The organism is Halomonas ramblicola (assembly GCF_030409215.1).
Classification (GTDB): Bacteria; Pseudomonadota; Gammaproteobacteria; order Pseudomonadales; family Halomonadaceae; genus Halomonas; species Halomonas ramblicola.
Window position 1 is genome coordinate 500972 of record NZ_JAUFPL010000028.1, and the last position, 14190, is coordinate 515161.

Sequence of the window (14190 nt, forward strand, 5' to 3'; positions counted from 1 at the left end):
ACCAGCAGCGCGTAACGCAGCGATTCGCCCGCGCAGGTATTTAAGCAGTGTCTCCTTAATCGACGATCCGGAAGCTAACCCATGCAAGCCGCCCCCCTGCCCCTCTCCGCCCTCACCGCCCTGTCCCCCGTCGACGGTCGCTACGAAGCCAAGGCCGCCGCCCTGCGCGAGCACTTCAGCGAATTCGGCCTGATCCGCGCCCGGGTCACCGTCGAGGTGCGCTGGCTGCAGCGCCTCGCCGAGCTGGCCGGCATCACCGAGGTGCCACCACTCTCCGCCGAGGCCACCGCCTTCCTCGAGACCATGCTCCGCGACTTCTCCGTGACCGATGCCGAGCGCATCAAGGAGATCGAGCGCACCACCAACCACGACGTCAAGGCGGTGGAGTACTTCATCAAGGAGAAGATCGAGGGCCTGCCGGAGCTGCATGCCGTGACCGAGTTCGTGCACTTCGCCTGCACCAGCGAGGACATCAACAACCTCTCCCACGGCGTGATGCTCAGCGACGGCCTCCAGGCCCTGCTGCCGGTGATGCACCGGGTCGCCGACGAGGTGGCCCGCCTGGCCCGGGAGCACGCCGACCAGCCGATGCTGTCGCGCACCCACGGCCAGACCGCCAGCCCCACCACCCTGGGCAAGGAGATGGCCAACGTCGCCTACCGCCTGCGTCGCCAGCTGAAGCAGATCGAGGCCGTGGAGATCCTCGGCAAGATCAACGGCGCCGTGGGCAACTACAACGCCCACCTGGCCACCTACCCGGAGGTGGACTGGGAGGCCAATGCCCGCACCTTCGTCGAGGGCCTGGGACTGACCTTCAACCCCTACACCACCCAGATCGAGCCCCACGACTACATCGCCGAGCTGTTCGATGCGATCTGCCGCTTCAACACCATCCTGATCGACTTCGACCGCGACGTCTGGGGCTACATCTCGCTGGGCTACTTCAAGCAGAGGACCGTGGCCGGCGAGATCGGCTCCTCGACCATGCCCCACAAGGTCAACCCGATCGACTTCGAGAATTCCGAGGGCAACCTGGGGCTGGCCAACGCCATCCTCGGCCACCTGGCCCAGAAGCTGCCGATCTCCCGCTGGCAGCGCGACCTCACCGACTCCACGGTGCTGCGCAACCTGGGCGTGGGCCTGGCCTACGGCCTGATCGCCTACCAGGCCTCGCTCAAGGGCATCGGCAAGCTCGAGGCCAACCCGGCGCGCCTCGCCGAGGACCTCGACGCCAGCTGGGAAGTGCTCGCCGAGCCGATCCAGACGGTGATGCGCCGCTACGGTATCGAGAAGCCCTACGAGAAGCTCAAGGAGCTGACCCGCGGCAAGCGCATCGACCGGGCCGGCTTCGCCGCCTTCATCGATACCCTGGAGTTGCCCGAGGACGTGAAGGCCGAGCTCAAGGCGCTGAGCCCGGCCAGCTATATCGGTAACGCCGGCGAGCAAGCTCGCAAGCTTTAAGCTGGAAGCTGTAAGCAGCAAGGTGAGCGGCGCCGGGGACAGGCCTGAAGAGGGTCCGATTCCAGGGAAGGAATCGGTAGCGTACAGGGAGGTATTTACAGCGCCCTCGCACAGGCCTGTCGCCGGGGTAGCCGCGATGCCAACGCCCTTCGCGGCTCAACGTATCCCGGACACAGGTGGTCCTTATGTCCTCTGATTCGCCTCTCCCGATGCTCGGCGGCCTGAGCGCCGCCGAGTTCCTGCGCGACTACTGGCAGCAGAAGCCGGTGCTGATCCGAGGCGCCTTCCCCGACTTCCAGTGTCCGCTGGACCCCGACGAGCTGGCCGGCCTGGCCTGCGAGGAGGGCGTGGAGGCGCGCCTGGTGGAAGCGCAGGGCCCCTGGCGGGTCAGCCACGGCCCCTTCGACGAGCAGACCTTCGCGCGCCTGCCGGAACGCGACTGGACCCTGCTGGTGCAAGCCGTCGACCACTACGTGCCCGAGGCGGCCGAACTGCTCGAGCACTTCACCTTCCTGCCCCGCTGGCGCCTCGACGACATCATGATCAGCTACGCCCCGCCGGGCGGCAGCGTCGGCCCCCACGTCGACCAGTACGACGTCTTCCTGCTCCAGGGCCTGGGCCAGCGCCGCTGGCAGCTGGGCGGCCGGGTCCCCGACGACGCCCCGATCCTTCCCGGTATCGACCTGCGCATCCTCGAGCGCTTCGAGGTGGCACCTGGAGATGATTGGATTCTCGAGCCGGGCGATATGCTCTATCTGCCGCCCGGCTGGGCCCACCACGGCGTCAGCGAGTCCGACGACTGCCTCACCCTCTCGGTGGGCTTCCGCGCGCCCTCTGCCGACGAGGCGATCGCCTCCTTCGCCGATTTCCTGGGCGACAAGCTGCCGCCCTCGCTGCGCTACGCCGACGCCGGCATGGCGCCGCCCGAGGATGCCGGGGAGCTCGACGACGCCGCCGTGGAGCGCATGCGCCGGCTGATCCTCGAGACCCTGGACGACCCCGCCCGGCTGGCCCAGTGGTTCGGCCGGGTCATGACCCAGCCCAAGTACGTCGACCAGTTGGTGCCCAACGAGCAGCCCACCGATCCCGCCGAGCTTGTTGCGACACTACAGGACGGCGAGGAGCTGCTGCGCAGCCCCGGCTCGCGCTTCGCCTGGCGCGATCTGGGCAATGACCGGGCCACGCTGTTCGCCGATGGCGACGGCGCCGAGTGCGCCCTGCCCCTGGCGCAGGTCCTGGCCTCGGACGCCCCGCTGGATGCCGAGCTGCTCGAGTTCGACGGCGCCGCCGAACTGCTGGCCGCCCTGCTCGACGCCGGCAGCCTGACCTGGGCGGATGAGTTCGAGGAGGAGTGATGCATGACACTCGAGATCCGTGAAGGCGACTGGGAGGCGCTCGGCGAGGCGGCCGGCGAGATCCGCCGGGTGGTGTTCATCGAGGAGCAGCGGGTGCCCATCGAGGAGGAGTGGGACGGCCGCGACCCCGAGTGCCGCCATTTCCTGGCCCTGCTGGACGGCACGCCGGTGGGCACCGCGCGACTGCTCCCCGACGCCCATATCGGCCGCGTCGCCGTACTGCGCGAGGCACGCGGCCAGGGCATCGGCGAGGCCCTGATGGCCGCCGCCATCGCCACCGCCCGTCGCCACGGCCACGCCGGCATCGAGCTCGCCGCCCAGACACACGCCCTGCCCTTCTACGAACGCCTCGGCTTCGAGGCCTTCGGTCCCGAGTTCCTCGATGCCGGAATTCCGCACCGCAATATGTGCCTTCCGCTGGCCGATTCCTGAGCCTGCTCACCTTTCCTCAAACGAAAAAAGACTACAGCTCGGGGCCTGTATCGGCCTCTCTGTAGTCGAGCTACAACCCTTCCTGCCCCAAAGTGACCATTGTTGTCCCCAGTCTTCATGGGCCATAGTGCGACTCAAGGCGAGAGAAAAACGCCCGTTTCATGATGACCCCCAGGCCGCAATGAAAACGTTCGTTTCAAACTTATCGCTATTCGACCAAGGCAGCAGAGACAGGACGCCGCCGCTGGACGAACCTGAAAGCGTTTCGCAGGTGCAGCATACGCCGATACCCGCGAGCGACCGACCCGAACCGAAGGAGGAAGGCCCATGTCATACCGAGACGATATCAAGGCACTGACCCAGCTTCGCGAGGCCCAGCGCGGCAGGTGGGCGAACATCAGCCCCGAGGATGCCGCCCGTCTGCGCGCCCAGAACCGCTTCCAGACCGGCCTGGACATCGCTCGCTACACCGCCAGGATCATGCGTGAGGACATGGCGGCCTACGACGCCGACAGCTCCCGGTACACCCAGTCGCTGGGCTGCTGGCACGGCTTCATCGGCCAGCAGAAGCTGATCTCCATCAAGAAGCACTTCGGCACCACCAAGCGTCGCTACCTCTACCTCTCCGGCTGGATGGTCGCTGCCCTGCGCTCCGAGTTCGGTCCGCTGCCCGACCAGTCGATGCACGAGAAGACCAGCGTCCCGGCACTGATCGAGGAGCTCTACACCTTCCTGCGCCAGGCCGATGCCTGGGAACTCAACCACCTGTTCCGCGACCTGGAAGCCGCCCGCAAGGCCGGCGACGAGCCCCGGGTGGCCGAACTGGAGGCGCAGATCGATAACCACGAGACCCATGTGGTGCCGATCATCGCCGACATCGATGCCGGCTTCGGCAATGCCGAGGCCACCTACCTGCTGGCCAAGAAGATGATCGAGGCCGGAGCCTGCTGCATCCAGCTCGAGAACCAGGTCTCCGACGAGAAGCAGTGCGGCCACCAGGACGGCAAGGTCACCGTGCCCCACGAGGACTTCATCGCCAAGATCAACGCCGTGCGCTACGCCTTCCTGGAGCTCGGCGTGGAGGACGGCGTGATCGTCGCCCGCACCGACTCCCTGGGGGCCGGCCTGACCCAGAAGATCGCCGTGACCAAGGAGCCCGGCGACCTGGGCGACCAGTACAACGGCTACCTGGATGGCGACGAGATCACCTCGGCCTCGGATATCGACAACGGCGACGTGGTCATCAAGCAGAACGGCAAGCTGGTCAAGGTCAAGCGCCTGGCCTCCGGGCTCTACCAGTTCAAGCCGGGCACCGGGGAGGACCGCGTGGTGCTGGACTGCATCACCAGCCTGCAGAACGGCGCCGACCTGCTGTGGATCGAGACCGAGAAGCCCCACGTCGGCCAGATCGCCGGCATGGTCAATCGCATCCGCGAGGTCTGCCCGGACGCCAAGCTGGTCTACAACAACTCGCCGTCCTTCAACTGGACCCTCAACTTCCGTCAGCAGGTCTTCGACGCCTGGGAGGCCGAGGGCAAGGACGTCTCCGCCTACGACCGCGCCGACCTGATGAACGAGAAGTACGACGCCACCGAACTGGCGGCCCTGGCCGACGAGTGGACCCGCAACTTCCAGCGCGACGGCGCCCGCGAGGCCGGCATCTTCCACCACCTGATTACCCTGCCCACCTACCACACCGCGGCCCTGTCCACCGACAACCTGGCCCGCGGTTACTTCGGTGACGAGGGCATGCTGGCCTATGTGGCCGGGGTTCAGCGCCGCGAGATCCGCGAGGGCATCGCCACCGTCAAGCACCAGGACATGGCCGGCTCCAACATCGGCGACGACCACAAGGAGTTCTTCCACGGCGAGGCGGCCCTCAAGGCCGGGGGCAAGGACAACACCATGAACCAGTTCTGAGCATGGCGGCGCATCAGCGCCTGGAACCTTCGGGAGGCCTCGGCCTCCCTTTTTTCGTCCCATCGCCGCCGCCATGAAAAAGCCCACCCCGCCTGATGGCGGGGTGGGCAGAGATTACCGGTCAGGGAAAAGGCGCCTTATTCCTCCTCGACTTGCAACTGCGAGTCACCGGTCAGCACTTCATCCCAGGCTTCGTCGAGCGTGCATCCCAGGCGGCTGTCGATGGTATCAATCACCTCGACGGCATGCTGCAGGGACTCCCGATTGCTCTTCAGGGCCAGCACCAGCTTGGCCAGATCCTGCTTGCTGAAGCTGCTGGCAATGAGGTCGGCTTGTTGGCTCAGTTCGATGCAGTTCATGTGTAACACCTCATGCTGTGGCCATCCGCTGCCGGGATAGTGTCTCGTCGCGAGACCGCCATCCGCGATGGCATGGTTGTGTATTTGCTACTCATGCTGGGCCGGGTAAGCACCCAGTGCTGCAATTGCGAAATGGTCACAAGCTTGGAAAGACCATCGCCTCTGGCGCCTGGATCATGAAGAGAAGCGCCTCGGATGTAGCCCAGTGCAGGGCAGCGAATCGGGGGTAACGAAGCTCTGCCTGCGCTGTACCTTGACTATGGTTCAGACCGGGCCAGCCAACAATGCCCCCTTGGGCGCAACGCGGGTTGTAACTCGACTACATTTCGGCCTGATGCAGCGCAAAACTGTCGGTAATTTTCAGAAGAGGTCTCGGCACCCACGACGGGAACCGCCATCGAACCTTCCTTCCGGAGGAGGGAATAGGCCTCCTGGCCATGCGACTTCCAAACTCCTTGCGCATTTGCTCAACTAGAATACGGGCAAGCATTCGCCGGCCGCTGGTCAAAGTAAAACCCGACAGGATAGACTCGGGATGAATCCCTTCACCAGCCTGCCGTTCCCTCCCGGACCACGCAATCGAGGCACGCCGCCTCGCAACACGCCTCAGGAGGTCATTCATGAAACGTCTTCTCCCCATCATCGCCCTCGGTGCCCTGACCCTCGTCGGCTGTGCCAACACCGCCCCGATGGGCGGTAACGTCTACAGCAGCAACCAGGTGGGTGCCGAGCAGACCGTCCGCTTCGGTACCATCCAGGCCCTGCGCCAGGTGCAGGTCCAGGCCGACAGCCGTGCCGGCGGCATCGTCGGCACCGGCGGCGGTGCCGTGATCGGTGGCCTGCTGGGCAACCAGGTCGGTGGCGGTTCCGGCCGTCGGCTGGCCACCGCGGCCGGCGTCATCGGCGGCGCCGTGGCCGGCAGCAGGATCGAGGAGTCCAGCAACCGGGTCACCGCCTGGGAGATGGAGATTCGCCGCGACGACGGCATGAACGTCGTGGTGGTGCAGAAGGCCGACCAGAACTTCCAGGTGGGCCAGCGGGTCCGCCTGATCGGCAGCGGCGCCAACGTCACCGTAGCCCCCTACTGAGCCGATCGCAGGCCATGACGCAGAAGGCCCGCGGATCGCTCCGCGGGCCTTCGCGTATCGGGTCGTCGGGACGGCGCCTCAGTGGAAATCGACCTTGTTCATCGCCCAGCCGCCGAGCTTGATGCCGACCACCAGCAGGACGCCGATGACGATGGCGGTGATCAGCACGTCCACCGGGCGCACCAGGGTGGTAGCCCCCAGGATGGCCAGGGCCAGGCTCCAGACGACGCCGTTGTCGCCATCGGTCTTCATCGCCCGGGGCAGCACCCGGTCCAGGGAGGGACTGAGGGCAGACCAGCGCATCAGGGAAAGGACGAGGATCGCGGCGAAGGCGATCAGCCAGATCACGACTTGGGTCATATGGGAGTCTCCGCAAAGGATGTCGATGGGGTAGCGAGATAGCGAGAGTTTGGCCGCTAGGTTAGCCCCGGCCATCGAGGGACGCAACCATCCGAAGGTCGCCGACCCAGGGCCCCGCGAAGCGTGAACGCGTCTCAGGATATCGGGCCCGATCCTGAAAATGGTCCATCCCCCTGACAGGGCCCCGCGGGACGCGTTACCATGTCTTGAACATGCACTCACCGAAAGGTTCTTCAATGCAGATTGCGCAGAATTCCGTTGTCGCGTTCCACTACACCCTGACCAACGACGCAGGTGAAGTGCTGGACAGCTCGGAAGGCCGCGAGCCGCTGACCTACCTCCACGGCGCCGGCAACATCATTCCGGGCCTCGAGAAGGAGCTTGAGGGCTGCGAAGCCGGCGACAAGCTCAACGCCACCGTCTCCCCCGCCGAGGGCTATGGCGAGAAGCAGGATCAACTGGTCCAGGAAGTACCGCGCGACGCCTTCCAGGGCGTCGACAACGTCGAGCCGGGCATGCAGTTCCAGGCCCAGACCCAGGGCGGCCCGCTGATGGTCACCGTGACCAAGGTCGAGGGCGACACCGTCACCGTGGACGGCAACCACCCGCTGGCCGGTCAGACCCTGAACTTCGCCGTCGAGATCGACTCGGTGCGCGAGGCCAGCCAGGAAGAGGTCGAGCACGGTCATGTGCACGGCGAGGGTGGTCACGAGCACTGAGCCGGACCATCAACGCCGTCGAACGAGAGGGGCAGCCGCTGGGCTGCCCCTTTCTTTATGGGCACTCGCCGTCGGCGGCGCCCCTCAGACTCCGATAGCCGCCCCACAGCCGGGTCGCGGTGGTCACCAGGCAGGCCGCGGCGAACAGGCTGGCCAGCCAGGGGAAGTGCGTCGGCCACAGGCAGAAGGCCACAAAGGCCAGCACCGTCTCGGTGCCCTCGGTCAACCCGTGCAGGTAGTAGAAGGCCTTGCGCGGGAAGTCGGGGCGCTCCAGGCCGTGGCGGCCGGCCATGATGGCGAAGGCCAGGAAGGAGGTGCCGGTGCCGATGAAGGCGAACAACAACAGCGCCGCCGGCAGGGCGTTGGTCGCCGGGTCGGCCAGCGCGAAGCCCAGTACCACCGCGGCATAGAAGACGAAGTCCAGGCCGATGTCGAGGAAGCCGCCGGCGTCGCTGGCGCGCTCCGCGAGCCGAGCCAGGGCGCCGTCCACCCCGTCGCCGAGGCGATTGGCCAGGATCGCCGCCAGCGCCGGCAGGTACCACTCCAGGGCCAGCAACGGCAGCGCCAGCATGCCCACCGCGAAAGCCGTGACGGTCACCGAGTCGGGACCGACGCCCGCCCGGAGCAGTCCCCGGGCCAACCACCGCAAGGGTCGTTGGGTCAGCGGCATGGTCCAGCGATCCAGCATCAGCCGCCCTCCCCGCCCGGCGCGGCTCGATCCTCACGGCTCGTCTTCTGCGGCATCTCCCTGCCCACGCCGCGGCGCCAGCGGAAGTAGCGCTCCAGCCAGACCAGTACGCGTGCCGGCTTGTGGGCATTCTTCCACACCCCGGCGGTGGCCTTGGCCGCCTCGGACCAGGTCGGATAGGGATGCACGGTGCCCAGCAGCTTGTTGAGACCGATGCCGTGAGTGATGGCCAAGGTGAACTCACCCAGCAGTTCTCCGGCGTTGTGGCCCACCACGCTGGCGCCGAGGATGCGGTCCTTGCCCGGCACCGTCAGCACCTTGACGAACCCCTCGGTGAGCCCCTCAGTGATGGCGCGGTCCAGGTCGGCGAGCGAGTAGCGGGTCACCTCGACCTCGATGCCCCTGTCGCGTGCCTCCCGTTCGGAGAGCCCCACCCGCGCCACCTCGGGCTCGGTGTAGGTCACCGCCGGCAGGGCGCGGTAGCTGACCCGGAAACGCTTGAACTCGCCGAACAGGGCGTTGACCGTAGCGTGCCACGCCTGATGGGCGCTGGCGTGGGTCAACTGGAAGGGACCGGCCACGTCGCCACAGGCCCAGACGTTGGGCAGCACGCTCTGCAGGGTCTCGTCCACCGCCAGGGTGCCGTCGGGCCGGGTCTCGACGCCCAGCGCCTCGAGCCCCAGCCCCGTGACGTCGGCCCCGCGGCCGACCGCCACCAGCAGCCGGTCGAAGGGCAGTGCCTCGGCGAGCGGCTCGCCCGCCGCATCACGTCGCTCCACCACCAGGCGATGCCCCGCCTCGTCGGCCTCGACGCGCAGGGCACGGGAGTCGAGCCAGAGCGTCACGCCCTCCACCTCGAGGCGTCCGGCCAGCGCCCGGGCGACGTCCGCGTCCTCGCGGGGCAGCAACTGCGCCCCCATTTCCACCAGGCTCACCCGACTGCCCAGCCGGGCGAACGCCTGGCCCAGCTCGCAGCCAATCGGCCCGCCACCCAGCACCACCAGCCGACCGGGGAGCGTTTCCAGTTGCCAGAGGTTGTCGGAGGTGAGCACCTCGATCTCGTCGAGGCCCGGGAGGTCCGGGACCCGCGGCCGGGCCCCGCTGGCCACGATCACGTGGCGGGTGGTCAGCAGCCGCTCGCCCGTCTCGCCGGAGACCCGCACCCGCCAGGGATCCTCGAGGCGAGCGTTGCCGGCAACCACCTCGACGCCCAGGCCTTCATACCGCTCGCGGCTGTCGTGGGGCTCGACCTCGCGGATCGCCCGATGCACATGGGCCATCACCGCGGGGAAGTCCACCTCGGGCTCGGCGCTGCGAATCCCGTAGCGGCCGGCCCCGCGGACCTCCCCGACCAGCCGCGCGGCCCGGATCAGCGCCTTGGAGGGCACGCAGCCGGTGTTCAGGCAGTCGCCGCCAAGGCGGTCCCGCTCCACCAGCGCCACCCGCGCCTTCACCGCCGCGGCGATATAGCTGGCCACCAACCCCGCCGAACCGCCACCGATCACCACGATATCGTGGTCGAAGCGACGGGGCCGGGCGAAGCGTTGCGCCAGGCGACGGCGCCGGGCCACGGCCACCAGGGCCCGGGCCAGCCAGGGGAAGAGCCCGATCAGCACGAAGGAGGCGATCAGCCCCGGCGAGAGTATGCCGGAGAGTGACTCCAGTTCGCCGAGCTCGCGCCCGGCGTTCACGAACACCGCCGTGCCGGGCAGCATGCCCAGCTGGCTGACCCAGTAGAAGGTCCACAGGGGCATCCGCGTCAGGCCCATCACCAGGTTGATCACGAAGAAGGGAAAGAGCGGGATCAGCCGCAGGGTGAAGAGGTAGAAGGCGCCCTCGCGGCGGATGCCGGCGTTGATGCGCTCGAGGTGGCGGACGAAGCGTCGCTCCAGGGGCCCGCGCAGCAGGGTACGGCCGATCAGGGTGGCCAGGGTGGCCCCCAGGGTGCTGGCAAAGGAGATGATCAGCAGCCCCCACCAGAAGCCGAACAGGGCACCCCCCAGCACGGTGAGCAGGGTGGCGCCGGGCAGGGAGAGGGCGGCCATCACCACATAGATGACGAAGAAGCCGCCGATCACCGTCAAGGGGTCCTCGGCCAGCCAGGCCTGGAAGCGGGCCTGCTCGGCCTGGAGATTCTGCAAGCTCAGGGCCTCGTCGGCCCCGCTGAGGAAGTAGGCGGCCACCAGGGCGGCGATCAGGGCGAGCAGCAGCAGGCGTCGTCGGGTCACGTCGAGCTCCTTGTCGGGTGGGCTGTGGGGCGCTCCCCCTCTGTCGTCACCGCCCCGCCTACCTTACCGCAGATATTAAACAGAGGTTATACGGAACCCGAAAACGCGGACAACCTCCAAGGAAGAGATCCGGACCCGAGGAAAGCCCCATGCCAGGTTTCAAGCTCGCCGCCCTCCCCTGGGCGCTCCTGCTCGCCCTGTCCGGCCTGTCCGCCCAAGCCGACGACCACACCGCCACCGCCGTCTTCGCCGGCGGCTGCTTCTGGTGCATGGAGGAGGCCTACGACCCCGTGGAGGGCGTCATCGCCACCACCTCCGGGTTCAGCGGCGGCCATGTCGAGGACCCGACCTACGAACAGGTGGTGGCCGGCGGCACCGGCCACGCCGAGGTGGTCGCGGTGGAGTACGATCCCGAGGTGGTCGACTACGAACGGCTGCTCCACGTCTTCTGGCGCAACATCGACCCCTTCGCCGAGAACCGCCAGTTCTGCGACGCCGGCGACTCCTACCGCAGCGCGATCTTTCCCATGAACGCCGAGGAGCGCGAGCTGGCCGAGGCCACCCGGGCCGAGCTCGAGGAGCGCTTCGACCGCGAGATCGCCACCGAGATCGACGATTTCGAGGCCTTCTACCCGGCCGAGGACTACCACCAGGACTACTACCGCGAGAACCCGGTGCGCTACAACTTCTACAAGTCCGCCTGCGGCCGTGCGGATCGCCTGGAAGAGGTCTGGGGCGACGAGGCCGGCGGACTCGGCTGAGCCTCCCCCTGGCCGGCGGCGGGTGCGCGGCGCCAGAGCCAGGCGGCGATGCCCAGGGTGACGCCCAGCACCAGCCAGGAGCCCAGCGCCACCCCCGGCCAGCCGCCGAGGCGCCAGAAGGGCTCCAGCCAGAAGCTGCCGAGGCTCGCCCCGACGTAGTAGAACACCAAGTAGAGCGCCGAGGCACTGCCCCGCGCCCGCCGGGCGTTGCGGCCCACCCAGGCGGAGGCCATGGAGTGGGCCAGGAAGAAGCCGAAGGCGTTGACGGTCAGGCCCAGCAGGATCACCGTCAGGTGCTCCACCAGGGTCGCCAGGGTGCCCGCCATCAGGATAGCGATGCCCAGCATCATGCAGGCCGGCGGCGGAAGGCGACGCGCCAGGCGACCCGACAGTGACGAGCCCAGGGTACCGCCCAGGTAGGTGAGGAAGATCAGGCCAAGCAGACTCGCCCCCAGCCCGAAGGGCGCCTCCGCCAGGCGGAAGGTGACGTAGCTGTACTGGTTGATGAAGATCAGGAAGTTGAGCCCACCCAGCAGGTAGGCCCCGAGCAGCGGCGGGGTGCGCAGGTGTCCCGCCAGGTCGGCGAGGGCACCGCGCAGCTCGAAGCGCCGCGGCACGAAACCCCGGGCCGGCGGCAGCAGCCGCCAGAACAGCGCCACCCCGACCAGGGTGATCAGCCCCACCGCCAGGAAGCTGGCCGAGCTGCCCGCCACTTCGCTCACCGCCCCGCCCACCACACGGCCACTGATCCCGCCCAGGGTATTGGCACCGATGTAGAGGCCCACGGCGGCGAGCATGGCGTCCGGCTCGAACTCGTCGCCCATCCAGGCGATGGCCACCGCCGGCAGCCCGCCCAGTACGAGGCCCTGCAGCGCGCGCAGCGCCAGCAGGGTCTCGAAGTTCGGCGCCAGCGCCAGGGCCAGCGACAGCAGCCCTGCGGCCAGCAGTGTCAGACGCATGATGGCGTCCCGGCCGATGGCGTCCGACAAGGGCCCGAACACCAGCAGCGAGGCCGCCAGCGCCAGGGTCGCCAGCGACATCACCAGGCCCACGCCCAGGGTCGAGACGCCGTAGGCCTCGCGCAGCTCGGGGAGCAGTGGCTGGGGCGCATAGAGGTTGAGGAACACCAGCAGGGAGCCCAACCCCAGGGCCAGGGTGGCACGCCACCAGGCGCGGGTACGGATGCGGATCATGACGCCTCGGCGATGGGAGATTCGCCGGCATGATCGCGCGGGCGACAACGATCAGCCAAACAGAATAAAATGATACGGTCCATCGTTTCTGATGATAGGTATCGCCATGGCCCTGCCCTTCGACCTGCGCGCCCTGGGAGTCTTCCTGGCCGTCGCCGAACACGGCGGCTTCAGCGCCGCGGCCCGCGAACTGCACCTGGCCCAGTCGGCGGTGAGCCAGACCGTCGCCAACCTGGAGCGGCGCCTGGAGCTCACCCTCTTCCACCGCCACGAGCGCCGCATCACCCTGACCCCGGAGGGCGAGGCGCTGCGCGGCCATGCCCGGACGCTGCTCGACCAGGCCGAGGCGGCCCACCTGGCCATGCGCGAGCTGCACGGCCTGGTCAAGGGCGAGGTACGCATCGGCATCCCCTCGATGCTGGGTTCCTACTACTTCCCACCGCTGCTGATGGGCTTCAAGGCGCGCCACCCGGGCATCCGCCTCACCGTGGTGGAGGCCGGCGCCCGCCGGTTGCAGCGCATGATCGCCGACGGCGAGCTGGACTTGGGAGTGGTGATCGACGACGCCACCAGCCAGCGCCTGGCGCGACGCCCGCTGGTGAGCGAGGAGATGGTGGTCTGCGTGCCGCGGGAGCATCCCTTCGCCGGGCGCGAGGCCGTGAGCCCCGAGGCCTTCTTCCGCGAGCCCCTGGTGCTCTTCCAAGACGGCTACTTCCACCGCGAGTTCGTCGACGCCCTCTCGCGGCGCACCGGCCTGACGGCCGACGTGGCCTTCGAGTCCAACCTGATCCCGCTGACCAAGGCGATCGTCCGCCAGGGCTTCGGCATCACCACCTTCCTGCGCCGGGTGGTGGACGAACCGAGCCTGGAGGCGGTCTCCTTCGACCCGCCGGCCTGGCTCGAACTGTCGCTGGCCTGGGCCCCGGGCGCCTACCTGTCGCGCGCCGAGCAGGCCTTCGTGGACTATGTGATGGTGCACCGCGAAGCGCTGTGATCAGCCCTCGCCGCTGGTCAGCAGACGCTGCGCCAGGGTGGTGGGCTCCAGGGTGCGGCGGGCCTGCCAGTAGTGGCGCCGCCAGTAGCCGTCATCGAGTTCGGAGATCATCACCCCACGCGAGGTGGAAGCGTGCAGGAAGCGCCCCTCGCCCAGGTAGATGCCCACGTGGTCGTAGGGGCCGGGCGGGCGGAAGAACACCAGGTCGCCGGGCGCCAGCTCGGTGCGTGCGATGGGCGAGCCTTCCCGGACCTGTTCGCCGGTGGTGCGCGGCAGCCGCAGGCGGAAGGTCTCCTCGAAGACGTTCTGCACCAGCGCCGAGCAGTCGATGCCGCCCTGGGTGGTGCCGCCCAGACGGTAGGGAGTTCCCATCCAGCGCTCGTGCTGGGCCAGCAGCGCCTGCCGCACCAGCGCCGGCGGCGGGTTGCCGAGGCTGCGTGCCTCGAGGATGGGGTTGTCCACGGGGGACATCATCGGGTCCCAGCCACCGGGCAGGCCGGGCAGCTGGCGGGCAAAGTAGGGTGCCTCGGCGTCCCGCGAGGCTGCCTCGTGGGCGGTGGAGGCACAGCCGGCCAGCAGGGCCGGCAACAGCAAAACCGGCAGGGCACGGCACAAGGGCGTGACTGGCATCC

The 14190-nt window shown here is 68.2% G+C and carries 14 protein-coding genes; 8 read left to right on the forward strand and 6 right to left on the reverse strand.

Annotated features, from left to right (window positions below; genetic code table 11):
• Positions 1–96: 96 nt before the first annotated feature.
• From purB to QWY80_RS13365, 4 genes are all read left to right on the forward strand, one after another.
• Positions 97–1461 carry an adenylosuccinate lyase gene (gene purB, locus QWY80_RS13350; protein WP_290232609.1) on the forward strand — a complete coding sequence of 455 codons (1365 nt, stop codon included), beginning with the start codon at positions 97–99 and terminating at the stop codon, positions 1459–1461.
• Between the two features lie 185 nt (positions 1462–1646).
• Positions 1647–2816: a cupin domain-containing protein gene (locus QWY80_RS13355; RefSeq protein ID WP_290232312.1), complete on the forward strand. Its 1170-nt coding sequence runs from the start codon at positions 1647–1649 to the stop codon at positions 2814–2816.
• Between the two features lie 3 nt (positions 2817–2819).
• Positions 2820–3248, forward strand: coding sequence for a GNAT family N-acetyltransferase (locus QWY80_RS13360; RefSeq protein ID WP_290232314.1), 429 nt, complete (start codon positions 2820–2822; stop codon positions 3246–3248).
• Positions 3249–3575: 327 nt separating this feature from the next.
• Positions 3576–5168 (forward strand): isocitrate lyase, encoded by a 1593-nt coding sequence (locus QWY80_RS13365; RefSeq protein WP_290232316.1) that lies wholly within the window; start codon positions 3576–3578, stop codon positions 5166–5168.
• 137 nt (positions 5169–5305) lie between these two features.
• Here the strand turns inward: QWY80_RS13365 and QWY80_RS13370 are convergent, their stop codons facing one another.
• Positions 5306–5527: a hypothetical protein gene (locus QWY80_RS13370; protein ID WP_290232318.1), complete on the reverse strand. Its 222-nt coding sequence runs from the start codon at positions 5525–5527 to the stop codon at positions 5306–5308.
• 620 nt (positions 5528–6147) lie between these two features.
• Here QWY80_RS13370 and QWY80_RS13375 point away from each other — a divergent pair.
• A complete protein-coding gene (locus tag QWY80_RS13375; RefSeq protein ID WP_290232320.1) occupies positions 6148–6615 on the forward strand; it encodes an outer membrane lipoprotein in 468 nt (155 codons plus the stop codon).
• A gap of 78 nt (positions 6616–6693) precedes the next feature.
• Here QWY80_RS13375 and QWY80_RS13380 read toward each other — a convergent pair whose 3' ends face one another.
• Complete coding sequence (locus QWY80_RS13380; RefSeq protein ID WP_290232323.1) at positions 6694–6975, reverse strand: hypothetical protein; 282 nt, start codon at positions 6973–6975, stop codon at positions 6694–6696.
• Between the two features lie 236 nt (positions 6976–7211).
• Here QWY80_RS13380 and QWY80_RS13385 point away from each other — a divergent pair, with 236 nt between their 5' ends.
• Entirely contained in the window at positions 7212–7694 is a 483-nt protein-coding gene (locus QWY80_RS13385) for an FKBP-type peptidyl-prolyl cis-trans isomerase (RefSeq protein ID WP_290232324.1), read from the forward strand.
• Positions 7695–7749: 55 nt separating this feature from the next.
• On the opposite strand, the gene QWY80_RS13390 is transcribed toward QWY80_RS13385, so the two are convergent.
• Positions 7750–8382, reverse strand: coding sequence for a CDP-alcohol phosphatidyltransferase family protein (locus QWY80_RS13390; RefSeq protein WP_290232326.1), 633 nt, complete (start codon positions 8380–8382; stop codon positions 7750–7752).
• Positions 8382–10610, reverse strand: coding sequence for a dihydrolipoyl dehydrogenase family protein (locus QWY80_RS13395; RefSeq protein ID WP_290232327.1), 2229 nt, complete (start codon positions 10608–10610; stop codon positions 8382–8384). Before QWY80_RS13395 ends, QWY80_RS13390 begins: the two co-directional genes overlap by 1 nt.
• 149 nt (positions 10611–10759) lie before the next feature.
• On the opposite strand from QWY80_RS13395, the gene msrA reads away from it, so the two are divergent.
• Entirely contained in the window at positions 10760–11371 is a 612-nt protein-coding gene (msrA, locus tag QWY80_RS13400) for a peptide-methionine (S)-S-oxide reductase MsrA (protein ID WP_290232330.1), read from the forward strand.
• Here msrA and QWY80_RS13405 read toward each other — a convergent pair.
• Positions 11299–12564 (reverse strand): MFS transporter, encoded by a 1266-nt coding sequence (locus tag QWY80_RS13405; RefSeq protein WP_290232332.1) that lies wholly within the window; start codon positions 12562–12564, stop codon positions 11299–11301. The genes msrA and QWY80_RS13405 overlap by 73 nt on opposite strands.
• A gap of 106 nt (positions 12565–12670) precedes the next feature.
• Here QWY80_RS13405 and QWY80_RS13410 point away from each other — a divergent pair, with 106 nt between their 5' ends.
• Positions 12671–13558, forward strand: coding sequence for a LysR family transcriptional regulator (locus QWY80_RS13410; protein ID WP_290232334.1), 888 nt, complete (start codon positions 12671–12673; stop codon positions 13556–13558).
• On the opposite strand, the gene QWY80_RS13415 is transcribed toward QWY80_RS13410, so the two are convergent.
• Complete coding sequence (locus QWY80_RS13415; protein WP_290232336.1) at positions 13559–14188, reverse strand: C40 family peptidase; 630 nt, start codon at positions 14186–14188, stop codon at positions 13559–13561.
• Between the last annotated feature and the right edge of the window lie 2 nt (positions 14189–14190).

Bases quoted from the DNA above. Each gene is read 5' to 3' on its own strand.
- QWY80_RS13390 (WP_290232326.1), bottom strand. From the start codon at position 8,382: ATGCTGGATCGCTGGACCATGCCGCTGACCCAACGACCCTTGCGGTGG.
- QWY80_RS13380 (WP_290232323.1), bottom strand. From the start codon at position 6,975: ATGACCCAAGTCGTGATCTGGCTGATCGCCTTCGCCGCGATCCTCGTC.
- QWY80_RS13355 (WP_290232312.1), top strand. From the start codon at position 1,647: ATGTCCTCTGATTCGCCTCTCCCGATGCTCGGCGGCCTGAGCGCCGCC.
- QWY80_RS13370 (WP_290232318.1), bottom strand. From the start codon at position 5,527: ATGAACTGCATCGAACTGAGCCAACAAGCCGACCTCATTGCCAGCAGC.
- QWY80_RS13410 (WP_290232334.1), top strand. From the start codon at position 12,671: ATGGCCCTGCCCTTCGACCTGCGCGCCCTGGGAGTCTTCCTGGCCGTC.
- QWY80_RS13365 (WP_290232316.1), top strand. From the start codon at position 3,576: ATGTCATACCGAGACGATATCAAGGCACTGACCCAGCTTCGCGAGGCC.
- msrA (WP_290232330.1), top strand. From the start codon at position 10,760: ATGCCAGGTTTCAAGCTCGCCGCCCTCCCCTGGGCGCTCCTGCTCGCC.
- QWY80_RS13375 (WP_290232320.1), top strand. From the start codon at position 6,148: ATGAAACGTCTTCTCCCCATCATCGCCCTCGGTGCCCTGACCCTCGTC.
- QWY80_RS13415 (WP_290232336.1), bottom strand. From the start codon at position 14,188: ATGCCAGTCACGCCCTTGTGCCGTGCCCTGCCGGTTTTGCTGTTGCCG.
- QWY80_RS13385 (WP_290232324.1), top strand. From the start codon at position 7,212: ATGCAGATTGCGCAGAATTCCGTTGTCGCGTTCCACTACACCCTGACC.
- QWY80_RS13360 (WP_290232314.1), top strand. From the start codon at position 2,820: ATGACACTCGAGATCCGTGAAGGCGACTGGGAGGCGCTCGGCGAGGCG.
- QWY80_RS13405 (WP_290232332.1), bottom strand. From the start codon at position 12,564: ATGATCCGCATCCGTACCCGCGCCTGGTGGCGTGCCACCCTGGCCCTG.